General features: G+C 73.3%; 20 protein-coding genes. 6 read left to right on the forward strand and 14 right to left on the reverse strand.

Annotated features, from left to right (window positions below; all coding sequences use genetic code 11):
* Positions 1 to 75: 75 nt before the first annotated feature.
* The 3 genes from AB0N84_RS11810 to AB0N84_RS11820 are packed head-to-tail and all read right to left on the reverse strand — an operon-like array spanning position 76 to position 3354.
* Positions 76 to 1596: a tripartite tricarboxylate transporter permease gene (locus AB0N84_RS11810; RefSeq protein ID WP_182047112.1), complete on the reverse strand. Its 1521-nt coding sequence runs from the start codon at positions 1594 to 1596 to the stop codon at positions 76 to 78.
* A 1-nt stretch (position 1597) separates the two neighbouring features.
* Entirely contained in the window at positions 1598 to 2275 is a 678-nt protein-coding gene (locus AB0N84_RS11815) for a tripartite tricarboxylate transporter TctB family protein (protein WP_363546439.1), read from the reverse strand.
* Positions 2272 to 3354, reverse strand: coding sequence for a tripartite tricarboxylate transporter substrate-binding protein (locus AB0N84_RS11820; protein WP_363546442.1), 1083 nt, complete (start codon positions 3352 to 3354; stop codon positions 2272 to 2274). The genes AB0N84_RS11815 and AB0N84_RS11820 overlap by 4 nt, the downstream gene beginning before the upstream one ends.
* A 135-nt stretch (positions 3355 to 3489) precedes the next feature.
* Between AB0N84_RS11820 and AB0N84_RS11825 the strand changes: the two genes are divergently transcribed.
* The gene (locus tag AB0N84_RS11825; RefSeq protein ID WP_363546445.1) at positions 3490 to 4767 is read left to right on the forward strand and encodes an ATP-binding protein; all 1278 of its coding nucleotides are present in this window, start codon (positions 3490 to 3492) and stop codon (positions 4765 to 4767) included.
* Positions 4764 to 5501, forward strand: coding sequence for a response regulator (locus AB0N84_RS11830; RefSeq protein WP_363546448.1), 738 nt, complete (start codon positions 4764 to 4766; stop codon positions 5499 to 5501). Before AB0N84_RS11825 ends, AB0N84_RS11830 begins: the two co-directional genes overlap by 4 nt.
* A 39-nt stretch (positions 5502 to 5540) precedes the next feature.
* Here the strand turns inward: AB0N84_RS11830 and AB0N84_RS11835 are convergent, their stop codons facing one another.
* The 3 genes from AB0N84_RS11835 to AB0N84_RS11845 form a co-directional block, all read right to left on the reverse strand.
* Positions 5541 to 6272, reverse strand: coding sequence for a methyltransferase domain-containing protein (locus AB0N84_RS11835; protein WP_363546451.1), 732 nt, complete (start codon positions 6270 to 6272; stop codon positions 5541 to 5543).
* A 131-nt stretch (positions 6273 to 6403) separates the two neighbouring features.
* The gene (locus tag AB0N84_RS11840) at positions 6404 to 6877 is read right to left on the reverse strand and encodes a deaminase (RefSeq protein ID WP_363546454.1); all 474 of its coding nucleotides are present in this window, start codon (positions 6875 to 6877) and stop codon (positions 6404 to 6406) included.
* Positions 6878 to 6924: 47 nt separating this feature from the next.
* Positions 6925 to 7575 (reverse strand): CatA-like O-acetyltransferase, encoded by a 651-nt coding sequence (locus AB0N84_RS11845; protein ID WP_363546457.1) that lies wholly within the window; start codon positions 7573 to 7575, stop codon positions 6925 to 6927.
* 62 nt (positions 7576 to 7637) lie between these two features.
* On the opposite strand from AB0N84_RS11845, the gene AB0N84_RS11850 reads away from it, so the two are divergent.
* Positions 7638 to 8309 (forward strand): DUF2461 domain-containing protein, encoded by a 672-nt coding sequence (locus AB0N84_RS11850; protein WP_363546460.1) that lies wholly within the window; start codon positions 7638 to 7640, stop codon positions 8307 to 8309.
* A 33-nt stretch (positions 8310 to 8342) separates the two neighbouring features.
* Here AB0N84_RS11850 and AB0N84_RS11855 read toward each other — a convergent pair whose 3' ends face one another.
* On the reverse strand, positions 8343 to 8948 hold the full coding sequence (locus AB0N84_RS11855) for an HD domain-containing protein (RefSeq protein ID WP_182047119.1): 606 nt from the start codon (positions 8946 to 8948) through the stop codon (positions 8343 to 8345).
* Between the two features lie 42 nt (positions 8949 to 8990).
* Between AB0N84_RS11855 and AB0N84_RS11860 the strand changes: the two genes are divergently transcribed.
* Entirely contained in the window at positions 8991 to 9551 is a 561-nt protein-coding gene (locus AB0N84_RS11860; RefSeq protein ID WP_182047120.1) for a YbaK/EbsC family protein, read from the forward strand.
* Positions 9552 to 9557: 6 nt separating this feature from the next.
* On the opposite strand, the gene hrpA is transcribed toward AB0N84_RS11860, so the two are convergent.
* The 6 genes from hrpA to AB0N84_RS11890 form a co-directional block, all read right to left on the reverse strand.
* Positions 9558 to 13409, reverse strand: a complete 3852-nt coding sequence (hrpA, locus tag AB0N84_RS11865) for an ATP-dependent RNA helicase HrpA (RefSeq protein WP_363546464.1) — start codon at positions 13407 to 13409, stop codon at positions 9558 to 9560.
* Positions 13410 to 13539: 130 nt separating this feature from the next.
* Entirely contained in the window at positions 13540 to 15393 is a 1854-nt protein-coding gene (locus AB0N84_RS11870) for a DUF255 domain-containing protein (RefSeq protein WP_363546466.1), read from the reverse strand.
* 115 nt (positions 15394 to 15508) lie between these two features.
* Positions 15509 to 16039: an ATPase gene (locus AB0N84_RS11875; protein WP_289459561.1), complete on the reverse strand. Its 531-nt coding sequence runs from the start codon at positions 16037 to 16039 to the stop codon at positions 15509 to 15511.
* A 16-nt stretch (positions 16040 to 16055) separates the two neighbouring features.
* Entirely contained in the window at positions 16056 to 17123 is a 1068-nt protein-coding gene (locus AB0N84_RS11880) for an NAD(P)-dependent oxidoreductase (protein ID WP_363546469.1), read from the reverse strand.
* Between the two features lie 41 nt (positions 17124 to 17164).
* Positions 17165 to 18025, reverse strand: a complete 861-nt coding sequence (locus tag AB0N84_RS11885) for a rhodanese-like domain-containing protein (RefSeq protein ID WP_363546472.1) — start codon at positions 18023 to 18025, stop codon at positions 17165 to 17167.
* Between the two features lie 245 nt (positions 18026 to 18270).
* Positions 18271 to 19827 carry an MFS transporter gene (locus AB0N84_RS11890; RefSeq protein WP_289459567.1) on the reverse strand — a complete coding sequence of 519 codons (1557 nt, stop codon included), beginning with the start codon at positions 19825 to 19827 and terminating at the stop codon, positions 18271 to 18273.
* Between the two features lie 162 nt (positions 19828 to 19989).
* Here AB0N84_RS11890 and AB0N84_RS11895 point away from each other — a divergent pair, with 162 nt between their 5' ends.
* Complete coding sequence (locus AB0N84_RS11895; RefSeq protein ID WP_182047127.1) at positions 19990 to 20649, forward strand: TetR/AcrR family transcriptional regulator; 660 nt, start codon at positions 19990 to 19992, stop codon at positions 20647 to 20649.
* A gap of 91 nt (positions 20650 to 20740) precedes the next feature.
* On the opposite strand, the gene AB0N84_RS11900 is transcribed toward AB0N84_RS11895, so the two are convergent.
* Positions 20741 to 22372 carry a phospholipid carrier-dependent glycosyltransferase gene (locus tag AB0N84_RS11900; RefSeq protein ID WP_363546476.1) on the reverse strand — a complete coding sequence of 544 codons (1632 nt, stop codon included), beginning with the start codon at positions 22370 to 22372 and terminating at the stop codon, positions 20741 to 20743.
* Between the two features lie 53 nt (positions 22373 to 22425).
* Here AB0N84_RS11900 and rsmI point away from each other — a divergent pair, with 53 nt between their 5' ends.
* Entirely contained in the window at positions 22426 to 23247 is an 822-nt protein-coding gene (rsmI, locus tag AB0N84_RS11905; RefSeq protein WP_363546479.1) for a 16S rRNA (cytidine(1402)-2'-O)-methyltransferase, read from the forward strand.
* Positions 23248 to 23296: the final 49 nt, after the last annotated feature.

The raw sequence follows: 23296 nt of genomic DNA on the forward strand, positions 1-23296 counted from the left end.
TGCCTCCCGTCCGTCGCGGTGCCGGTCCGGCGCCGCTGCGCGTCGCGGTGCCGGCTCGGCGCGGGTCCGGCGCCGCTACGCGTCGACCAGCTCGCGGCGCGCAGCCCGCCGCGCCCGGACGCGGCTGGTCACGGTGACCGCGACCACGACCGCCAGCACGGCGTACAGCACGATCGGGATCGGCCCGGCCACCAGGACCGAGAAGTCGCCGTCGGCGCTCAGCGCCGCGTCGCGCAGGCTCGTCTCGGCGAGGGGCCCGAGCACCATGCCGATGATGAGCGGCGCGAGCGGCACGTCGAGCGCCCGCATGAGGAACCCGACGAGACCGATGCCGAGCAGCATGAGCAGGTCGAACACCGAACCGCTCGTGGCGTAGATGCCGAGCCCGCAGAAGACCGCGATCCCCGCGTACAGGTAGGCCCGCGGGATGCGGAGCAGCTTCGCCCAGAGCATCGCGAACGGCAGGTTGATGACGAGCAGCACGACCATCGCGATGAAGAACGACGCCAGCAGCGCCCAGACCAGGTCGGGGGAGCGGTCGAACAGCAGCGGGCCCGGCTGCAGGCCGTACTGGCGGAACGCGGCGAGCATGATTGCGGCGGTCGCCGACACCGGCAGACCGAGGGACAGCAGGGCGCCCATCGCCATGCCGGTCGTCGAGTTGCCCGCGGCCTCGGGCGCCGCCAGACCGCGGATCGCTCCCGTGCCGAACTGCGGGTGCTTCCGGCGTGCGTCGAGTCGCTTCTCGAGCCCGAAGGCCAGGAAGGTCGGGATCTCGGACCCGCCGGCGGGGACCACGCCGAAGGGCAGCCCGATCGCTGTGCCGCGCAGCCACGCGGGTGCCGCCTCGCGGAGTTCCCGCTTCGAGAGCCACGGGCGACCGGTTGCCCGCACCATCCGGCCGTCCTTCAGGTGTCGGGCCAGGCACGCGACGTAGATGACCTCGCCGAGCGCGAGGACCGCGACCGTCACCGTGACGAGCGAGATGCCGTCGAAGAGCTCCGGCACGCCCATCGTGAAGCGCGGTGCACCCGAGATGCCGTCGACGCCGATGACCGCGATGCCGAGCCCGAGGCACAGCGACCCGAGGCCCTTCAGCGCGTCGTCGGTGACGACCGACGAGGTCGTGACGAACGCGAAGAGTGCGAGGGCGAAGAACTCGGCCGGTCCGAAGCTCGACGAGAACGATGCGAGCGCCGGTGCGAGGAACACGACCAGGACCGAGGCGATCATGCCGCCGACGAACGCGCCGATCGCGGCCGTCGCGAGTGCCTGGGCCGCTCGTCCGTTCAGCGCCATCTTGTGACCCTCGAACGTCGAGGCGATCGCCGAGGCCTGCCCCGGCGTGTTCATCAGGATGCCCATCGTCGAGTCGCCGAAGAGCCCGCCGAAGTAGACGCCGGCGAACATGATGAACGCCGCCGTCGGGTCGAGCGAGAACGTCACGGGCAGCAGCAGCGCCACCGCCATCGACGAACCGAGGCCGGGGAGGACGCCGACGGCGGTGCCGAGCAGGCACCCGACGACGACCCAGAGCAGGTTGGCGGGGGTCAGGGCACCGGCGAAGCCGTCGCCGAGGAGACCGAGGACGTCCACGTCAGAACTCCCATCCGACGATGCCCGAGGGCAGCGACAGGTCGAGCAGCATGTCGAAGGCGATGTAGCTGATCGCGCTCACCGTCAGCCCGACGACGAGCGGACGCAGCCAGCCGGGCGCGCCGAGCCCCTTCGCGACGCCGAGGAACAGCAGCCCGGCGCCGACGATCCACCCGAGCACGCCGAGCAGCAGCGCGAAGCCCGCGAAGGACAGGACGACCCAGGCCAGGGAGCGCCAGTCGACGCGGACCGAGCGCTGCTCGACCGAGGTGCCGGTCGTGTCGGTGTCGGTGTCGGTGTCGGTGTCGGTGTCGGTGTCGGCGGCGGCGGTGTGCGCGTCGGCGCGTCCGGCGGCGTCGGTGCGGGCTTCCGGCGGTGTGCCGTCGGACCCGACCCGTCGGCCGCGCGCGGCCCGGACGGACCGCACGACCAGCAGGGCGGCGAGCAGCAGGAGCGCCGCGGCGACGAGTCCGGGGAAGACCGCCGGCCCGGGGAACGCGGTGCCGGCGGGGACCTCCATCGTGACGATGCCGACGACGAGGTAGACCGCGAAGGCGGTGAAGAGCGCCGGGGTGGTCAGCTCCTTCGCTACCGCGGCGACCCGGCCCGGGTCGGCCCGGAGCGTGAGCCGCTGCCCGACGACCGCGGACGACGACGTGGGGTTGCTCGGACGGCTCACCGGCCCAGCTCCTCGTACAGTCCCTGGATCCGCTCGCGTTCCTCGTCGATGAACGCGTCGAGGTCCCCGCCGGTGATGATCCGCTCGGTCCAGTGGTACCGCTGCATCGCGTCCGCCCACTCGGGGGTGCGGACCGTGTCGAGGACGATGTCGGTGAGCTGCGTCCGCTGGTCGTCGTCGAGCCCGCCCGGCGCGGCGATCATGCGCCAGTTGGTCAGCGTGACGTCGTGCCCCTGCTCGACCGCGGTGGGGATGTCGATGCCGTCGACCGGCTCCGCAGCGACGAGCGCGAGTGCCCGCAGCCGACCGGACTCGATCTGGTCGATGTTGTCCGGGTACCCGCCCGACGCCGCGGCGGCCGTGCCGTTGAGGAGCGCCTGGATCGCCTCGCCGCCGCCGTCCGAGGGGATGTAGTTCGTGTCCGTCGGGTCGATCCCGGCCGAGACGGCGAGGTCGGTGACGACGAGCTGGTCGAACGAACCGCCGCCCGTCCACGGCACCGAGCCGGGGCGCTCGCGCCACGCTGCGACGAGGTCGTCGAGCGTCTCGTAGGGCGAGTCGGCGGGGACGACGATCACGTCGTACTCCTCGACGGTGACCGCGAGCGGCGTGATGTCGTCGTGGGTGACGGCGGAGCCGAACTGGATCTCCGCGGCGAGCAGTCCCGTCCCGCCGACGAGCAGCGTGTCGGTCTGCCCCGCGAGCCGCGCGACGTTGCCGAGCGCGATGGTGCCGCCGGCGCCCGGCATGTTCACGACCTGGACGGCGTTCACGATCCCGTTCGCGCGCTGGGCCTGCTGCATCGACCGGGCGACACCGTCCCAGCCACCGCCGGCAGCCGCGGGTGCGACGAGGGTCACGGACCGGGTGGGGTCCCCGCCGGCCGCTGCCGACGTGACGGACCCGAAGGCGGCGACCGCGATGGACACCGCGGCGACGGCCGCACCCACCACGCGGGCGACGGGACGACGGACACGCGGCCCGGTCGGCGACCCCGTCGGCACGGACTGCCCCGGCACGGCCTGCCCTGGTCCGGACCGCGCCGGCACTGACTGCTCCGGCACTGACTGCTCTGGCATCGATGGCTCCCTCCTGCGCACGTCGTCGTGGCGCAGGTCGAGAAGTACGATGGCAGCCGCCGACCGGACGAGCAGCCGGCGGCGGAGTTGTGCTCATTGACGCTCACGGCGTCGCGGCCGGAGGAGGACGCCACGGTGACCAGGGCACGTCCCGGACGGCTGCGGCGGATCGCGGTCCTCGCGCTCCCGAGCGTCATCGTGCTCGCGGCGACCGGCGTCACGACCGGGGTCGCCGCCGTGGTGCAGGAGCGCAGCATCCGGAGCTCCGTCGTCGACCGGGTGTCGGGTGTCGCCGCGAGCCTGGCGGACCTGCCCGAGGTGCGTGACGCGGTGTCGTCGGCCGCCGACCGGGGCACCCCGGGGGCGCTCGCCGACGCCGACGACCTCGCGTCGGCCACCGCGGCGCTGCAACCCATCGCGACGCTCGTCGAGGGCGCCTCCGGCGTCTCCTACGTCGTGGTCACCGACGACGAGGGCGTCCGCATCACCCACCCGGACCCCGCGGAACGCGGCGAGCCCGTGGAGACGACGATCGCACCCGTGCTCGGCGGTGCGCGGTTCGTCGGCACCGAGACCGGCCCGTCCGGCGCGACGCTCCGCGCCAAGGTGCCGATCCGCGACGACGGAGGCGGGGTCGTCGGCGTCGTCGCGGTCGGCGTGCTCGAGTCGACCATCGCGGCCGACCGGGAGCGGGCCCTCGGCACCCTGCTGCCGTGGAGCACCGGTGCACTCGTCACCGCGACGCTCGCGAGCGTGGTCCTGTCGCTCGTGATCGCGCGCCGGTTGCGCCGGGCCGACGCGGTCGACGCGGAGAGTCGGCAGGTCCGGTGGACGACGGAGGCACTGCGCGAGCAGGCCCACGAGTTCGGCACCCGGCTGCACGTGGTGCGCGGGCTCGTCGAGCAGGGGGACGACGAGGACGCGATGGCCTACATCGACGCCGTCGCGCCCGGGCTCACCAGCGGCGGCGGTGCCGGGTCGCCGCGGCGGGGTGCGGTGGCGACGGCGTCGGTCGCGGCGGTGCGGTCCGAGCTCGCCGCGGCCGGTGCCACGCTCGACCTGCGGGTCGCCGACGACGTCGTGCTCGACGACGCGGTGCTGCTCGTCGCCGCGAACCTGTGCCGCAACGCCGCCGAGGCCGGGGCGACCACCGTCGCCTGCACCGTCGCGACCCGGGACGGGCGCACCACGGTCACGGTCGAGGACGACGGCCCGGGCATCGACCCGGCTGACGCCCACCGCGTGCTGACCCGCGGCTGGTCGTCGAAGGCCGACGAGACCGGGCTCGGTCGGGGCATCGGCCTGGCGGTCGTCCGGCGCACCGCCACCGCCCGCGGCGGGTCGGTGGTCGTCGGGCGCTCGGCAGCGCTCGGCGGAGCCCGGCTCGACGTCGACATGGCGGCGGGGTCGTGACGGCGTCCGGGTCCGCACCGCTGCGGGTGCTCGTGGTCGACGACGACGCGGGCGCCCGCGCACTCCACACCCGGTGGGTCGCCGCGACCGAGGGGTTCGCGGTCGTCGGGGCGGTCGCGTCCGGCGGCGCCGCACTGGCCTCGGTCGAGCGCGGAGTCGACCTCGTGCTCCTCGACATGCGTCTGCCCGACATCAGCGGCATCGAGGTGCTGCACCGCATGCACCTCGCCGGTGTCGACCGGACCGACGTGCTCGTCGTCAGCTCCTCGCGCGACCAGGTCACCGTGCGGCAGGCGCTCGCCGCGCACCCGGTCGGGTACCTGCTCAAGCCGTTCGACCGCGAGGCCCTGCAGGACCGACTACGCGCCTACGCCGTCGAGCGCCGGTCACGCGACGACGCGCACCGCGACGTGCCGATGGGGCAGGGCGACGTCGACCGCCTGCTCGCCACGGGCTCGGTGCGCGTGGTCACCCCCGCCCGCGCCTCGGGCGACACCTCCGAGGGCGCCCTGCCCAAGGGCGTCAGCGCGACCACGCTCGGTCGCGTCGTCGCGGCCCTCGACCCGGTGGTCGCCCGCTCGGCCGACGAGGTCGCCGGGGCCACCGGCACCTCACGCGCCACCGCGCGCCGCTACCTCGACCACCTCGTCGCGACGGGCGCCATCGACCTGGCGCACCGGTACGGCCGTCGCGGCCGTCCGCAGGTGCTCTACCGGCTGACGCCGGCTCCCTGAGACGACTGCGGCTCTTCAGACGAACTCGGAGCAGAGTCCTCAGGACCGGACGTACCGGTGTACGTGCGCGACGTAGTCGACGGGGATCGTCGGACGCCCCGCCGTCTCCGGGTCCTCGTCGACCACTCGTCGGACGGCGTCGAGCACCGCCTGCCGCTCGTCTTCCGGCAGGACGATGACGTAGCTGCGCGAGGCGATCGCGTCCAGGAACGCCCTGCGGTCCTGCTCGTGCGTCCACCGCACCGTCTCGTGCACGCCCGTGTCGAAGGGCGGCCCGACGAGCGGCTGCTCCTGCTGCACCGTGCGCGCCTCGGGCTGCGAGACGATCGCGCCGACCCGCGCGGCCCAGGGCCGCGTCTCGTCGCGGACGTTCCAGACGAGCCCGAGGGTCCCGCCCGGTCGCAGCACCCGCCAGGCCTCGGCGCTACCCGACGCTCGGTCGACCCAGTGCCAGGACTGCGCGAACGTGACGACGTCCGCGGATCCGTCCGTCAGCGGGATCGCCTCGCCGGTGCCGTCGACCGCGCGGACGGTCGGCAGTAGCTCGGTCAGCCGGGCGCGCATGGCCTGGTCCGGTTCGACGGCCACGACCTCGGCCGCGCGGCCGAGCAGGGACCGCGTGAACTTCCCGGTCCCTGCGCCGACGTCGACCACGAGCGGCGTCCCGTCCGGCACCAGGGCCGCTGCGACGGCATCCGGGTAGCTCGGACGCCCACGCTCGTAGGCATCGACGGCGGATCCGAAGGAGCGGGCGAAACGGTCGTCGGTCACGCACCCAGCCTGGTCGATCGGGCCGCCGCAGTCGATGCGAGACGCCACAGGGCCGGCTCACGCAGGTGCGTGGCGACGGACGGAGGATCGTTGCGGGCCCGCCATGATCCTCCCGTCCGTCGTCACCCTGGTCAGGACGGGTGGCGGGCGGTCCACTCGCGGAACGGCGCCGTCGGGTCGTCGACCCGACCCTGCTCGGTCGGCAGGGCGCGGTCCTCGACCGGCTTCGCGTACTCGTCGTAGAAGGTCGCCAGCGTCATCAGGCGGTTGCCGTCCTCGTAGTGCTCGCCCTCCTGCTCGCGGGTCGCCGCGAAGACCACGCGGTCCGGCTGCGCGTAGTACAGCGCGCCGAGGCACATCGGGCACGGGTAGGCGGTGACGAACACCTCGTGGCCGGTCAGGTCGGTGACGCCCTGCTCGGCGGCGGCGCGGATCGCCCGGATCTCCGCGTGCGCCGTCGGGTCGCCGGTCTGGGCGACGTTGTTGACGGCCTCGACCACGACCTCGCCGTCGCGGACGATCAGGCAGGCGAACGGCTTGCCACCGTCGGCGACGTTGTCGAGGGCGCGGGAGACCGCGAGGGCGGTGAGTTCGTCGTCGTGCATGCCGACCACGGTGCTCCCGGGCGGTGTGCGACCGGGGGACGGGACGGTCAGCCGAGCCAGGACGGGTCGGCGAACAGCTCCTCGAGCTCGGTGACGAACCGGGAGGCGTGGAAGCCGTCCACTGCCGCGTGGTTCACCCGCAGCGCGAGCGGCATCAGGGTGCGGTCGCCCTGCTGCCGGTGGCGGCCGAGCGTGACGATCGGCAGCAGGTGGTCCTCGGCACCGGTCAGGTGCAGGGCGAAGCCGGTGAACGACGTGCGGGGGAGGGTCGACACGTCGAACGTGTCCGTGCGGCCCGTGCCCTGGGGGAACATCCGGTGGTCGTCCCGGTACGTCGCCGTCGTCGTGACCACCGCGTCGTGGAACGCCCGCGGGTCGTCGTCGTGCTCGACCACGAGCACCGAGAACGTCTCCGTGTCGGGGTGGAACACCGTGAAGGTCGGGTGGACGACGTCCCACACGGCGGGCTGCCCGTCGGGGGTGAGCTGCATCCGGAACTCGGCGTGGCGGTTCACGACCGTGGAGATCGCCCAGATCTGGGACGGGTAGGTCTTCACACCGGCCGCTCGCACCGCAGCGACGAACGCGGTGACGTCCACGTCCACGGTCAGCTCCCATGCGCACGGCTCCCGGCGGTAGTGCGCGAAGTGCTCGCGCCGCGGCCAGGTGTCGAGGTCGATCGGTCGGAGTTCGTTCACCGGGCCAGTCTCGTACCCCGGGCTGCCGACGACCGTGCACCCCGGGGCGGTTCACTCGGGACATGACCGAGACGCCGTTCTCGCCCGCGCTGGCGACGTTCTTCCGCGGGCTCGCCGCCCACAACGAGAAGTCGTGGTTCGAGGACCACCGGGAGGACTGGGAGCGGCACGTCCGCGACCCCATGGAGGCGCTGCTGCAGGTGGCCGAGCGGCGCTACGGTCCCGGACGGGTGCTCCGCCAGCACCGCGACCTGCGGTTCACGCCGGACAAGCGCCCGTACCGTGAGGACACCGGGCTCACCGCGGGCGGCGTGTACCTGAGCGCCGGGGCCGACGGGCTGCAGGTCGGCGGTGGACTCTACGAACCGTCGCGCGATCAGCTGCACGCCGCGCGCACCGCGATCGACGAGCACCCCCGGGCCGCGGCCGCCCTCCGTCGGGAGCTCGACGCCCTGACGGACGCCGGGTACGAACTGGCCGGTCCGCCGCTGAAGACCGCCCCGCGCGGGTACGACGCCGACCACCCGCGGATCGACCTGCTCCGGATGCAGCACTACGCCGCCCTCGTGCACCTGCCGCTCGAGAGCCCGCTCGACGACGTCACCGCGGCGTGGGACCGCGTGCAGCCGTTGGTGCGGTGGACGGTGAAGTGGGCGCGGGCGGACGACCCCGAGTCGTCGGACGATCCGGCCCCGCCGGTGCCCGGAGCGCGGTCGATCGACGAGCGCGCCTGATCGCCGGCACCCTCCCGACCGTGCCGGTCGGCCTCAGCCGAGCCGCTCGAGCGGGTTGTGCCGGAGCTTCTCGACGACCCCCGCGTCCACGATCCGCCGCGCAGCGGTGTCGGGCTTCCGGTCGGCCTGGTCGACGACGCAGGCGCCGAACTCGGCCGCGATCGACCCGCGGGGGAACGCGCGGACGACCTCGCGCAGGTAGTCGACGGGGAGCCCGTCGGCGTCTACCCCGCTGATGTCGAGCCCGGTCGCCCGCTCGAGCAGGTGTCCCTCGACGTCCAGGGACACGTCGACGCTCGGCCAGTTGTGCCGGACGATCACGTCGAGGACGCGCTGGCGTCGTGCTCCGCTCCAGCCCGCGCCCGTGGTGAGGGCGATCGCCACGTGGCCGCCGGCGTGCTCGTACGAGCTGCGGACGTTGTCGAACTCCGGGACGGTGCCGATGTCGTGCAGCAGCGCGGCGACGTAGAGGAGTTCGTGGTCGACCGCCGTGATGCCGTCGACGGCGGCGAAGCCCTCGGCCCAGTACCAGGACCGGACGGCGTGCGCGGTGAGGGCGGGGGACTGGTACGCGTCGGCGAGCGTCGCAGCCGCGCGCGCCGCGGCCGTGTCCGGGACGGGGAAGTCGTGGAGCTGCACACCTGATCATGGCACCGGACGGGCCTGGCTACGGTCGGACGCATGCCCACGCTCGACCGTTCCCCCGTACTCGTCGCCACCGGGTTCCTGGCGATCCCCGTCGCCCAGGCCCTGGTCGGGCTGCCGAGCGACCTGCTCGCCCGGATCGAGGCAGCGCCGATCGACCCTGACCTGGCGGACACGGCCGCGTTCTCCGACGCCTACGGGTACCCGCTCGAAGGCGGGGCGAACTGCATCGTCGTCGCCGGCAAGCGCGGCGACGAGGTCCGCTACGCGGCGTGCGTGGTGCTCGCGTCGACGAAGCTCGACGTGAACCGGGTCGTCAAGCGGCTGCTCGACGTCCGGAAGGCGAGCTTCGCGCCGATGGACCAGGCCGTGGAGCTGACCGGCATGGAGTACGGCGGCATCACGCCGATCGGGCTCCCCGCGGACTGGCCGGTGTACGTCGACGCCCGCGTGCTCGAGGCCCCGGAGGTCGTCATCGGCGCGGGCCTGCGCGGGGCCAAGGTCTTCCTGCCGGGCACGGTCCTGGCGGCGGCCCTGCCGAACGTCACCGTCGTCGAGGGCCTGGCGACCGAGGGGTTGGCCACCGACGCCGGCTGAGCCCGATCAGCGGGCGGCGGCCAGGGCCTTCGTGATGCGCGGCAGCGAAACGGTCTCGGCGGTGCCGAGCTCCTGCGCGAACAGGCTGAGCCGGAACTCCTCGAGCATCCACCGGGCGTGCACGAGTTCCGGGTGCGCCCCGACGGCGGGCGGGAAGGTGCCGCCCGCGTCCGTGTAGCGGTCGGTCGTCACGGTGACCTCGCGCATCCACGTCGCGTCGCGCCCCGGGTTCTGCAGGAGCTTCTGCACGCGCGCGTCGATGCCCTGCAGGTACACCCGGATCCGTCGGAGCCGGTCGAGTCCGGCGACCGCGACGAAGCCCGGGAAGACCAGGCGCTCGGTCTGCTGGCGCATGTCGGTGAGTGCCGGGAGCAGCGCCATCGAGTTCGCCTGCTTCATCGACTTGTCGGCGGCGCGCTGCGCGGTGAGGACAGCCGCGACCTCGGACACGGCGGTGAACATCGTGTCGACCACCGTCGCGGACACGGCGTCGCGGACGGCCTCGAACTCCGCCTTCGTGAACACCAGCCCGTCCGGGTGCAGCCGTCGGATGCCGGCGTCGACGACCGCCGCGAGGACGTCGTCGAACAGTGCCGCCGTCGAGGGGTAGGGGCTCGCCGCCAGGGCGAGCTTCTCCTGCGCGGTCAGGTGCGACTGCACGTACGACACCGGGGACGGCACCGCGTGCATGACGAGCCGTCGGACACCGGCGGGCATCCGCACGGTCCGGTCGCCGGGGGTCGCGAGGAGCTGCACGCCGACGGTCGCCTTCGGGCCCTCGCCCTCCTCGACCAGCGACGGGTAGGCGCGGATCACGCCGCCCGCCTGCTTCGTGTCGAGGACCTGCGGCAGGTCCTGGGACGGCCAGGCGGTGAGGCCGGACCGTTCCACCTGCGCGCCGGAGGCCGCCCCGGCGACGCGTGCCGCGCCTCCCGGCCGTGCCGCCGCCTGCACCGTCGCGGAGGCGACGCTCTGCTGGGTCCGGTCCTTGAGCTTCGTCTGCAGCGCCGAGAGGTCCTTGCCGGTCTCCACCCGGCGGCCGCGCTCGTCGACGACGGCCCACGTCGGCAGCAGGTGCGCCGGGACGCGACCGAGGTCGAAGTCGGACTCGCTGACGGACACGTAGGTCATCCGCTGGATGGCCCGGGCGAGCGTCGCGCGGAACGACTCCGTCGGCTCGGTGGGGGCGTCGTCGGGCAGTTCGGCGACGATCTTCTCGGCCCAGTCCGCTGCGGGGACGACGTTCTTGCGGATCTGCTTCGGCAGCGACTTGATGAGCGCGGTGACGAGCTCCTTCCGGAGCCCGCGGACCTGCCAGTCGAAGCCCTCCTCGCGCATCCGGGGGAGCAGCGCGAGCGGCACCTGGACGCTCACACCGTCGTCCTGCGCGCCCGGCTCGAAGCGGTACTTGATCGCCAGGCGCTGGTCGCCGGAGCGCCACTGCGTCGGGTACTCCTGCTGGTCCTGCGCTGCTTCCGCGGCGTCCTCGTCGAGCAGGTCCGTCCGGCGCATCGTGAGCAGGTCGGGCTGCTCGCGTCGCGCCTGGCGCCACCACCCCTCGAAGTCGCGGGTGGTGGCGACGTCGGCGGGGACACGGGCGTCGTAGAACTCGTACACGCGTTCGTCGTCGAACAGGATGTCGCGGCGACGGGTGCGTTCCTCGAGCTGTTCGAGTTCGCGGCGGAGCTTCCGGTTCGCCCGGTCGAAGGCCTGCTGCGCGTCCCACTCGCCCTCGACGAGGGCGTGCCGGATGAACAGCTCGCGCGAGTGCTCCGGGTCCACGCGCTTGTACTGCACGCGCCGGCGCTGCACGATCGGGACGCCGAACAAGGTCACCCGCTCGTACGCGACCACCGCGCCCTGCTTCTTCTCCCAGTGCGGTTCGCCGTAGGTGCGCTTGAGGAGGTCACCGGCGAGCGGCTCCACCCAGGCGGGGTCGATCCTGGCGACCGTGCGCGCGAACAGGCGGCTCGTCTCGACGAGCTCGGCGGCCATCACGGCGTCCGGCTGCTTCTTCGCCAGGACGCTGCCCGGGAACACCACGAACCGGGTGTTCCGCGAGCCGAGGTAGTCGCGCTTCTCCTTGTCGCGGAGCCCGATCTGGCTGAGGAGCCCGGCGAGGAGCGACCGGTGCACGGCGTCGCCGTCCTCGGAGCGGGACTGCCCCACGCGGACGTCGACCTGCTTCGCGGCGCGGGAGAGCTGGCGGTACAGGTCCTGCCACTCGCGGATGCGCAGGTGGTTCAGGAACTCGGCCTTGCAGAGCCGCCGGAACGCGCTCGACGACATCTCGTCCTGCTTGTCCTCGATGTGGTTCCAGAGGTTGAGCAGCGTCAGGAAGTCGCTCGTGGGGTCGGCGAAGCGCGCGTGCAGCTGGTCGGCGTGCGCACGCTTCTCGAGGGGCCGTTCGCGCGGGTCCTGGATGCTCAGGGCGCTGACGATCGCGATGACCTCGCGCCCGACGCCCTGTCGGCCGGCCTCGAGCACCATCCGACCGAGGCGGGGGTCGATCGGCAGGCGGGTCAGCTGGCGGCCGGACTTCGTGATCCGGCCGTCGGCGTCGACCGCACGGAGCTCGCGGAGCAGGTCGAGGCCGTCCTTGACGCCCCGGGAGTCCGGCGGCTGGAGGAACGGGAACGACTCGATGTCGCCGAACCCGAGCGAGATCATCTGCAGGATGACCGCCGCCAGGTTCGTGCGGAGGATCTCGGGGTCGGTGTACTCCGGGCGCCGGTCGAAGTCCTGCTCGGAGTACAGCCGGATCGCGATACCCGCGCTCGTGCGGCCCGCGCGGCCGGACCGCTGGTTCGCGCTCGCCTGGCTGATCGCCTCGATCGGCAGGCGCTGCACCTTGGCCCGCGGGGAGTACCGGGAGATGCGGGCGGTGCCGGTGTCGACGACGTACTTGATGCCCGGAACGGTGAGGCTCGTCTCCGCGACGTTGGTCGCGAGGACGACGCGACGTCGGACGCCCGGCGTGGTGCGCTTGTCGAAGACGCGGTGCTGGTCCGCCGCGGAGAGCCGACCGTAGAGCGGCAGGACCTCGGTGCCCGGGTAGCGCCTGCCCTCGATGGCGTCCTGCGCGTCACGGATCTCGTTCTCGCCGGAGAGGAACACGAGGACGTCGCCCGGGTCCTCGCGCGCCAGCTCGTCGAGCGCGTCGGTGATGCCCTGCAGCACGTCGCGGTCGTCGGCGTTCCCGCCGTCGCCGCTGTCGTCCGTGCGCGGATCGGTCTCGTCGGTGGTGTCGTCGCCGGCGTCCTCGGCCACGAGCGGTCGGTAGCGGACCTCGACCGGGTAGGTGCGGCCGGACACTTCGATGATCGGAGCACCGCCGAAGTGCTGCGAGAACGACTCAGGGTCGATCGTCGCGGAGGTGATGATCACCTTGAGGTCGGGCCGGCGGGGGAGGAGCCGCTTGATGTACCCGAGCAGGAAGTCGATCGTGAGGGACCGCTCGTGCGCCTCGTCGATGATGATCGTGTCGTAGCGCTTCAGGTCGCGGTCGAAGTGGATCTCGTTGAGCAGGATCCCGTCGGTCATCAGCTTGATCCGGGTGTTCGCGCTCACCTTGTCGGTGAACCGCACCTGGTAGCCCACGAGGTCGCCGAGTTCGCCGCCGAGCTCCTCGGAGACTCGCTCGGCGATGGTCCGGGCGGCGATCCGCCGGGGCTGCGTGTGTCCGATGGACTCGCGCCCCAGCTCGAGGCAGATCTTCGGCAGCTGCGTCGTCTTGCCCGAGCCGGTGGCACCCGCGACGATCACGACCTGGTGGTCGCGGATCGCGGCGGCGATGTCGTCCCGCCGCTGCGACACCGGCAGTTCGGGCGGGTACGTGATGACGGGCGTGGCAGACATGAGCATTCCAGGATAGCGGAGCGAGTGGCGTCGGTGGGATCGTCGTCCGCCGGCAGCGGAGTCGGCCAGCGGGGACGGCCAGCGGGGACGGCCAGCGGGGACGGCCAGCGGAGTCGGCCAGCGGGGACGATCAGCGGAGCTGGTCGGCGAGTTCGGCGTCCGTGTGTGCCGGCAGGGCGCAGACGTGGTCGTGGCAGACGTACGCGGCGGGAGCGGTCCCGTCGCGACCGGCGAACAAGGAGAACCCGGCGTCGGCCCACGCGCGGGCCTGCTCCGGGGTCACGGTCGCCACCACCGTGCCGGGTCGGCGGGCGTGCCGCGCGGTCCGGCGGAGGGGATCGTCGACGGCGGCCACGACGACGACCTCGCGCGACGGGCGCTGCAGCGCGAGTGCCAGTCCGAGGGCGTCCGCGTGCCCGAGCGGCCGTTCCGTCCCCGTCCGTGCGCGGTCAGCCACGAGGGAGGCCGCCGCCGTCCGCAGGTCCTGGTCCCCGGTGAGCGCCGCGAGCACCGCGGCCGTCGACGCCAGCGCCACGGTCCCCGAGCGCATCGCGGTCTGCGGCTGTTCGCCCGTCGCGGTCCCGGCGGCCGCCAGGACGGCATCGGCCTCGAACCGCCCGGCGAGCCCGTCGTCGACGAGGCTCCGGGCGGTGACGGCGTACCCGACCGCACCCGTGACGAGTGCGAGTTCGAGGAGCCCCTCCGCCAGCAGTCCGACGTCCTCGATGGTGGGCGGTGCGGACGACGTTCCGTGGGCCGTGCTCGAGCGGACGACGACGTGGTCGTCCCGCACGTGCGCGGCGAGGACGGCGTCGGCGGCGGCGCGGGCCAGCGCGATCATCTCGGCGTCGTCGTGCCGCGCCCCGGCGACGGCGAGTCCCCGGATCGCCAGGCCGTTCCAGCCGGTGAGCACCTGGTCGTCGAGGGGAGGCGGCGCGTACCGGCCCCGCTGGTCGAGCGGCAGCCGGTACCACTCGCCCTCGACCCGGCGGCCGTCGATGGTGGACTCGCTGTCCTGTGCGGCGACGAACGCACCGTCTGGGCGCCGCAGGGTGTCCCGGAGGAAGTCCGCGATGCCCCTCGCCTGGTCGCGGTCGGCGACCGCGAGCAGGCCCGCGTTGTCGTACAGCATCCGCTCGTAGTGCGGCACGCTCCAGTCCCGCTTGGTCGCGTACCGGAACACGCCGCCGTCGGCGTCGGTCAGCTCGGTCGACCGGATCGCCTGCAGGCTCCGGTCGAGCAGCCCGGCCGCGACGCGCTCGGCGTCGGCGTCGGCATCGGCGGTGTCGTCGGCCGCCACGTCGGCGAGGAACTCGAGCAGCGGTGCGCCGGGGAACTTCGGCGCGCCACCGAACCCGCCGTACGTCGTGTCCTCCGCCGTGGCGAGCTGCGCGGTGACGCCCCGGACCGCGTCGACGGACGGGAGGCGCGGCTCGACCCGCGCGGTCACCTCGCCGCCCTGGGCGGCTGCGTCCGCCTCGGCACCCTGCCGGATCGCCGACGCGATGGCACCGGCGTTCGCGTCGACCTCGTGCCGACGCTCCGTCCACGCGTCGAGCACCGCCGCGAGCACCTGGCGGAACGAGCCGACCTGTCCGACCGGCGTCGGCGGGTAGTAGGTGCCGGCGAAGAAGACGCGGCCCTCCGGCGTGGCGAAGGCCGTGAGCGGCCAACCGAGCTGCTGCGTGAACGCGCTCGCCGAGGCCATCAGGCTGGCGTCCACGTCGGGACGTTCCTCGCGGTCGACCTTGACGGCGACGAAGTCACGCCGCAGGAGCTCGGCGATCTCCGGGTCGGAGAAGCTCTCACGCGCCATCACGTGGCACCAGTGGCAGGTCGCGTATCCGACCGACACGAGGACGGGGACGTCACGCTCCCGCGCCTCGGCGAAGGCCTCCGGTCCCCACTCCCGCCAGTCCACCGGGTTGTCGGCGTGCAGGCGGAGGTACGGACTGACCGCGGTCCCGAGCCGGTTGTCGTTCATGCGTCCAGCCTGCCCCGGTCGCGCTGGACGGTGGTCCCGGCGTGTGGATCCGTGGACGGAGCGACGCCGTACACAGTCCACCGGCCACAGACCACGGGCCACGGGCTACGGAGTCTCAGGCGGGCAACCAGCCGGTCAGTGCACCGAGCACGCGCGCGACCTCAGCCGGCGTGCGCCCATCGGTGTCCACCCGGGTGACCGTGTCCGCTACGGCTGAGTCGAGCCTCCCGGCCGTCGCCGTGCTGTGGGCCAGTTGCGCCTGCGGGACGGCACCACCCGCGCGACGGGCGAGCCGTCCGGCGGTGGTGGTGTCGGAGGCGCGGAGCAGGACGGCGGTGACCAGCGGGTCGTCGCCCATCGCCGCGGCGAGCTCGGCGGTCCGCAGCACGGACACGGTGTTCGTGACGACGAGCCGGTGGTGCCCGAGCTCGCGGTAGGCGGCCCACATCGCCGAGAGGTTCCGCTCCGCCAGGTGTGCAGCGGGGTGCGCGACGTGCGGTGCGGGGTGCGCGAGGTCGAGGAGGTCGCCCTCGACGACGGCGTGCGGCACGTCCGCGGCGACGAGCAGGTCGTGGAGCGCCTCGGCCGCGGTCGACTTCCCGACGCCCGACCGGCCGCCGACGAACAGCACCTCCGACCGGGGCACCGGCTCGATCCCCGCCTCAGTCCCGGCCGAGGGAGAGGAGCGCCAGCGCGGCGTCCTCGGGGCCGTAGTCGAACATGCGGTCCCAGAACGGGTCCTCGGCCCAGGGGACGTCGCCGCCGGCGGGGACCGCGTGGGCGGTCTCGAGCAGCCACTCGACCGTGGGGCGCACGGCATCGGCGTACCGGGGCGGCTGCCATCCGAGCGCCCGCGCCGCCGTGGTGTCGAGGACGAACGGGGACGGGGAGCTCCACGGCGTCGTCCCGACGAACGCGGGGGCGTCCTGGTCGAGCAGCACCTCGTCGAAGCGGTGGTCGGCGAGCCCGGCGAGGGTGCGGACGATCTCGAGGACGTCCGGCGCGGTCTCGTCCGCGACGTTGAGGATGCGGCGGTCCGGTGCGTCGGCGACGAGCCGGACGAGGGACGCCATGCCGCTGGCCGCGGTCGTGTGGTCGACGCCGCGGCCGTGGTCGGCGAGCAGGATGCGCTCCCGACCGTCGAGCGCACGCCGCACCACGAACCACTCGCGCGGACGCCCGATGCCGACGCCGTGGACCTTCGAGGGTCGCAGCACGGTGACCGGTGCGCCGTGGTCGAGGAGGACCTGCTCGGCGGCGACCTTCGCCGCGCCGTACCCGTCGCGCGTGGTCGGGTCGCCGTCGCCGGCCGTCACGGTGGGCTGGAGCTCGGAGACGGGGCCGCCGAACACGGGACGGTCGACGGAGTTCGCGTGCCGCCCCCGGTCGTCCACGTACACGGCCTTCGAGGACACGAACACCGTCGAGCCGACGTCGTCGAGGAACGGGCGGAGCTGCAGGGCGTCGTCACGTGTCAGTCCCACGGTGTCGACGAGCAGGTCGGCGCCGGGCCGCAGCAGGTCACGGAGCACCGTGGTGTCCCGTCGGTCGCCGGGGACGAAGGTCGCGCCCGCCGCGGTCAGGGCGTCGGCAGCGGGACCGCCGCGGCGCGCGAGCACGTCCACCTGCCAGTCGTCACCGCCGCGACCCGAGACGTCGAGCAGGTCGCGGACCACCGCCGAACCGATGCCGCCGGTACCGCCGAGGACGACCGCGCGTCTGCTGCTCATGGTGCCCACGCTAGTGCGCGGCGGTGTCCCCGGTGGGAGCGTCAGGACGCGAGCAGCTCCGGCTCGAGCCGCCACCACTCCGCCAGGGACCCGTCGTACACCTGCACCCGGTCGTGCCCGAGCACCGTCAGGGCGAGTGCGTCCACGCACGCGGCGCTGCCCACCCCGCAGTACGTCACGACCTCGTCGGCGCCGAGCACGGAAGCGAACACCTCGGCGAGGGCCGGACGTCGTCGGAGCGTGTTCGACACCGGGTCGACGACGTCGTCCGTGGTGATGACCGTGCTGCCCGGCACGATGCCCGGGTGGTCGGTGCCGAGCGAGGACGCGGGCGCGGCGAGCACCACCGCCGCCGGTTCCTCGCCGTGCACGGCGCGCAGGACGCGGTCGTGGTCCGCCCAGACCGGCCGTTCCTCCCCGGCCAGGAACGGGTCCGCGCCGGTGGTGGCGGGCGTCGCGCGCACGGGTCCGACCCGGACGGGGCGCCCTTCGTCCCGCCACTTGGTGAAGCCGCCGTCCAGCACCGCGGCGGTGTCGAAGCCGAACGCGCGGAATATCCACCACAGGCGTGCGGCCCACTCGCCGACGCCGTCGTCGTAGACCACGACCGTGCTCGCCGCGGTGACCCCGAGTGCCCGTGCGGCGGCCTCGAAGTGCTCGGCGCCCGGACGGGTGAACGGCAGGTCGGCGTCGGGCGCCGAGAAGTCGTGGAGCAGGTCGGCGTACCGCGCGCCGGGCACGTGCCCGTGCTGCTCGTACGCGTCGTGGGCGCCCTGCCAGCGCGTCGCGGTCCCCGTGCCCTCGGTCCGCACCGAGGCGTCGACGACCACGAGGTCGTCGGCGCCGAGGTGGTCGGCGAGCCACTGCGTCGACACGAGCGGCGAGGTCAGGACGGGGGCCATGGCCGTCACGATATCCGCCACCCCTGACGCGAGCGAGGGTGTCCGACACGGGGCGCAACGCCACTGTCCCGACGGCGAGGTCGACTGGCACGCAAGGGGCCGGAACGACGACATCCCACGCGTCGATCGACGCGTGGGATGTCGCAGGACGGGTGCCCCGCCGCGGGACAGGACTGGTGTCCCGCCGCGGGACAGGACTGGTGCCCCGCCGCGGGACAGGACGGGTGCCCCGCCGCGAGACCGGGCTAGTGCGCTGCCGCGGGGATGCTGCCCGTGGTCGCGCTCGACGCGTGCTCGAGCTTGGCGAGCCGCACCGACTGCCGGTTGATCAGGAGGCCGCCGGCGAGGGCGACGAGCACGAGCACGCCCGCCGAGATGCCGAACGCCACGTGGTACCCGTCGATGACGGCCTGGGCCTGCTGCAGCTTCGTCGGCGCTGCCGACAGCCCGGAGAGGCTGTCCGCCACGACGTCGGCGAAGATCGTCGACAGCAGTGCGGTACCGATCGATCCACCGATCTGCTGCATCGTGTTCACCGTCGCCGAGGCCACGCCGGCGTCCGCCCGGGCCACCCCGGTGGTCGCCGTGTTCATCGCGGACGAGAAGATCGTGCCCATGCCGAGACCGATGACGATGAGCGCGGGCAGGACGGTCCCCGCGTACGAGCTGTCGACGTCGGTGCGGAGGAGGAGCAGGAGTCCCGTCGCGGCGACCAGGCCGCCGGCGAAGATGAGCACCTTCGGCCCGACCCGGGGGAGCAGGCGGCCGCCGATCTGCGTCGCCGAGATCATGATCGACAGCGGCATCGGGAGGAACGCCAGCCCGGTCTGCAGCGAGCTGAAGCCGAGCGTCTGCTCGAGGTAGTAGGTCAGGAACAGGAAGATGCCGAACATCCCGATCGCCACCAGGCCGATCGCGAGGAAGGCCCCGCCGCGGTCGCGGTCGAGGACGACGCGCAGGGGGAGCAGCGGGTGTGCGACCCGCGTCTCGATGACCACGAAGGCGGCGACGAGCACGACGCCGGCGGTGAGCATGACGATCGTCAGCGGGGCGTCCCAGCCGTTTGACTCGGCGTTCGAGAAGCCGTAGACGATGCCGACCAGACCGGCCGTGATCGTCAGGACCCCGGCGACGTCGATGCGGGGTCGCTCGACCTTCGGGGGCCGCGCCATGAAGACGAGCGCGCCGATCACGCCGAGCACCGCGAACACGACGTTGACGTACAGGCACCAGCGCCACGAGGTGTACTCGGTCAGGACGCCACCGAGGAGCAGGCCGATGGCCGCACCCGAGCCGGCGATCGACCCGAAGATGCCGAAGGCGCGCCCGCGCTCCTTCGGGTCGCGGAAGGTCGTCGTCAGCATGCCGAGGGCGGACGGGGCGAGCAGCGCGCCGAAGACGCCCTGCAGCGCGCGGGCCGCGACGAGCAGCCCGAACGAGTCGGCGAGGCCGCCGAGGACCGAGGCGGCCGCGAAGCCGACGAGCCCGACGATGAACGTGTTCTTGCGGCCGAAGAGGTCGCCGAGGCGCCCGCCGAGGAGCAGGAGGGAGCCGAACGCCAGCGAGTAGGCGGTGACGATCCACTGCCGCTGGTCGTTGCCGAAGCCCAGGTCGGCCTGGGCCGAGGGCAGGGCGATGTTCACGATGGTGGCGTCGAGCACCACCATGAGCTGTGCGAGCGCGATGACCGCGAGGGCGATCCACCGGCGGTTCGCCTTCTCGGGAGCGGCGCCCGAGCCGGTCGGGCTCGTCGTCGCGGGTGCGGCCCCGGTGGGGGTCGGCACGGTCTGTTCTGCCGTCACGGCAGCCTCCTTCGGTGAAGGGTGGAGGTGGCGGAGCACGCGCCGTCGAGCGCTTCGCGAGGAGGTGGAACCGGATGCGTCGCATCCGGTTGTCGTCAGTGTAGACCGAAACGGAGTCATCGCATCCGTTTGTTCCCAGAAACTTCAACTACGGTCGGGTCCGTGAGCACCACCGACTCCGCGCCCGACCTCGAGCGCCCCCTGCGCGCCGATGCCGCGCGCAACCGCGAGCTGATCCTGCAGACGGCACGGAAGTGCTTCGCGGAACGCGGCCTGTCGGTGACCCTCAACGACATCGCGCACGAGGCCGGTGTGGGCGTCGGGACGGTCTACCGGCGGTTCGCCGACAAGGACTCCCTGATCGAGGCGCTGCTCTCCACCAAGTTCGAGGCCATGAACGCCGCCGCCGCCCGTGCCGCGGAGGAGTCCGACCCCCGCGAGGGGCTGCGCGTCTACCTGATGGGCGTCTTCGAGTTCCGGGCGCGTGACCGCGCCCTCGCCGACGCCATCGTGCGCGCGGGCAAGGCCCGCCCGTCGGTGGTCGAGGAGCGCGACCGGCTCGAGTCCCAGGTCAACGCGATCATCGAGCGGGCGCACGCCGCGGGCGTCGTGCGCGCCGGCTTCGCATGGTCCGACCTGCCGATGCTCACCGTCATGGTCGGCGCCGTGGCGGACCGGACGCGCGACCACGACCCGGACGCCTGGCGGCGCTACGCCGAGGTCGTGATCGAGGGCGTCCTGCCCCCGACGGGGCGGCAGCCGATGCTCGGTGCGCCGCTGGACCGCGCGACGATCGAGCACGCGCTGCACGGCCCGTCCTGACGCTGCCGCGGCGCGTCGGGACCTGAGCGGAGCCGGACGGGAGGCGCGTGGCGGCGCCGCGACGCGCCTCCCGTCCGGCGGCCGGACCCGCCTAGAGCCAGCTCGGCAGCCAGTAGTGGGAACGGACGAAGTCACACGGCATCTGCAGGCCGGTCCACATGGGGTACCAGTAGGCCGAGGCCAGCACGACGACGCCGAGGTACACGCCCATCCAGACGAGCGCCCGCGTGCGCCGGGGCCGCGGGTCGTCGCGGGAGCCGGCCACGAGTCCGATCGCCGCCGCGAGCGCCATCACCATGTAGGGCTCGAAGGCGACCGTGTAGAACTGGAACACCGTCCGGTCCGTGTACATGAGCCAGGGCAGGTACCCGCCGGCGACGCCGATCAGGACGAAGCCGTACTCCCACCGCCGGCGGAGGATCCAGAGCACGAGCAGGGCCACGACCGCGATCACCGACGCGTACCAGACGAACGGGTTCGCGATGCCGGTGATCGCCTCGCCGCAGCGGTCCGCCCAGCAGCCGTCCTGGCCGGCGTCCGTGCCCTGGTAGTACATCGAGGTCGGGCGCTGCATGAGCAGCCAGAGCAGCGGGTTCGCCTGGTACGAGTGCGGGGTGTGCAGGCCGATGTTGAAGCCGTAGATCTCCGACTGGTAGTGCCACCAGTTCTGCAGGGAGTCCGGCACCCACGCGAGCACACCGCTCCACCGCTCGCCGCCGCTCGCGATCCAGTCGCGGTCCCATCCGCCCGACGTGCGGAACCACCCGGTCCACGACGCCAGGTAGGTCGCGGCGGCGATCGGCACCGTGAGGAGGAACGACACCGGTGCCTGCTGCAGGAACGCGCTCGACGACCAGAACGCCACGCCGGCCCGGCGGCGCATCAGCATGTCGCTGAGGACGGAGTACAGCGCGAAGAACGCCAGGAAGTACAGCCCGGACCACTTCGTCGCCGACGCGAGCCCGAGGGCGATCCCCATGGCGACCAACCACGGTCGCCAGAGGAGCACCGGCCCCCAGAGCGTGTCCCGTCCGGCGGCGGCCCGGCGTCCCACCCAGGCGTCGAGTCGTCGCTGCGCCCACCGGCGGTCGAGCAGCAGCGCTCCCGAACCGAGCAGGACGAAGAACGTGACGATGCCGTCGAGCAGCGTCACCCGGGAGAGCACGATCGCCTGCCCGTCGACGGCGAGCAGGAAGCCCGCGAGCGTCCCCACCGCGGTCGACCGGAAGAGCGAGCGCGCGATCACCGCGGTCAGGAAGACGGTCGCGATGCCGAGCACGGCGACGGTGATGCGCCAGCCGAACGAGCTGTCGGCGCCGAAGAGCAGCATGCCGAGCCCGATGAGGTACTTGCCGAGCGGCGGGTGAGCGATGAACTCGGCCGCCCGCGAGTAGAGGTCGGTCTCACCGTCGGCGAACCGCTGGTCGGTGGTCGGTGCCCCGTCGCCGGACGGGTTCGCCGGCCACGTGCCCTCGTAGCCGAGGTGCACGATCGACCAGCCGTCCTTGACGTAGTACGTCTCGTCGAACACCAGCGAGTGGGGGTGACCGAGGCCGGCCAACCGCAGCACGGCGGCGAGCAGCGTCACCGCGAGCGGGCCCGTCCACCGCCACACGGCCACGCGCCGGGACGTCGACAGGACCCGGCCCCACCAGTCGTCCAGGCGGGAGCCGACCGGCCCGTCGACGAGGGCGGCGCGGTCGTCGGTCAGCTCGCTGGTCATCGGCAGCATCCTACGGATCGCCCCGTGGCGGGACCTGCCACCACAATGGGGAGGTGATCGTCCTCGCAGCAACGCCCATCGGCAACCTCGGCGACGCGTCGCGCCGACTCGTCGAGACCCTGTCCAACGCGACCGTCGTGGCCGCCGAGGACACCCGCACCGCGATCCACCTCATGCGGGCGCTCGGCATCGAGAACCGCCCGCGGCTCATCGCCCTGCACGAGCACAACGAGCGGGCGAAGGCCTCCGAGGTCGTCGAGCTGGCCCGCGACGAGGACGTCGTCGTCCTCACCGACGCGGGCATGCCTGCGATCAGCGACCCGGGCTTCCCCCTCGTCGAGGCGGCCGCCGCCGCCGGCGTCACGGTCACCGCCCTCCCGGGTCCGTCCGCGGTGCTCATGGCGCTCGCCGTCTCCGGTCTGCCGACGGACCGCTTCAGCTTCGAGGGGTTCCCCACCCGCAAGGGCGGCGAGCGGCGTCGCCTCTTCGCGTCGCTCGCGGGGGAGCAGCGCACGATGGTGTTCTTCGAGTCGCCGCACCGGCTCGCGGACACGCTGGCCGACATGGCCGCGGGCTTCGGCGACGACCGCCGAGCGGTGGTCTGCCGGGAGCTCACGAAGCTGCACGAGGAGGTCCGTCGCGACACGCTCGCCGAGCTCGCCGCGTGGGCGGCGGACGGCGTCCGCGGCGAGATCTGCGTCGTCGTCGAGGGTTCGACCGGTGCGCTCGACGTGACGAGCATCGAGGACGGCGTCCGGCTGGTGCTCGAGCGGGTGGCCGCGGGGTCGCGCATGAAGGAGGCCGCTGCGGCGGTCGCCGACGCGACCGGCCTGTCGAAGCGCGACCTCTACGAGGGCGCGCTCGCGGCGCGCTGACGCCACCACCCGTCGGACGGGAGGCACGGGTCGCGTCATGCGCTCGCCG

It is taken from the genome of Curtobacterium sp. NPDC089185 (genome assembly GCF_040685235.1).
In the GTDB taxonomy this organism is placed as follows: Bacteria; Actinomycetota; Actinomycetes; order Actinomycetales; family Microbacteriaceae; genus Curtobacterium; species Curtobacterium citri.

Coding starts and splice junctions, on each gene's coding strand:
- AB0N84_RS11820 (WP_363546442.1), bottom strand. CDS start 3,354: ATGCCAGAGCAGTCAGTGCCGGAGCAGTCAGTGCCGGCGCGGTCCGGA.
- AB0N84_RS11840 (WP_363546454.1), bottom strand. CDS start 6,877: ATGCACGACGACGAACTCACCGCCCTCGCGGTCTCCCGCGCCCTCGAC.
- AB0N84_RS11850 (WP_363546460.1), top strand. CDS start 7,638: ATGACCGAGACGCCGTTCTCGCCCGCGCTGGCGACGTTCTTCCGCGGG.
- AB0N84_RS11860 (WP_182047120.1), top strand. CDS start 8,991: ATGCCCACGCTCGACCGTTCCCCCGTACTCGTCGCCACCGGGTTCCTG.
- hrpA (WP_363546464.1), bottom strand. CDS start 13,409: ATGTCTGCCACGCCCGTCATCACGTACCCGCCCGAACTGCCGGTGTCG.
- AB0N84_RS11870 (WP_363546466.1), bottom strand. CDS start 15,393: ATGAACGACAACCGGCTCGGGACCGCGGTCAGTCCGTACCTCCGCCTG.
- AB0N84_RS11880 (WP_363546469.1), bottom strand. CDS start 17,123: ATGAGCAGCAGACGCGCGGTCGTCCTCGGCGGTACCGGCGGCATCGGT.
- AB0N84_RS11885 (WP_363546472.1), bottom strand. CDS start 18,025: ATGGCCCCCGTCCTGACCTCGCCGCTCGTGTCGACGCAGTGGCTCGCC.
- AB0N84_RS11900 (WP_363546476.1), bottom strand. CDS start 22,372: ATGACCAGCGAGCTGACCGACGACCGCGCCGCCCTCGTCGACGGGCCG.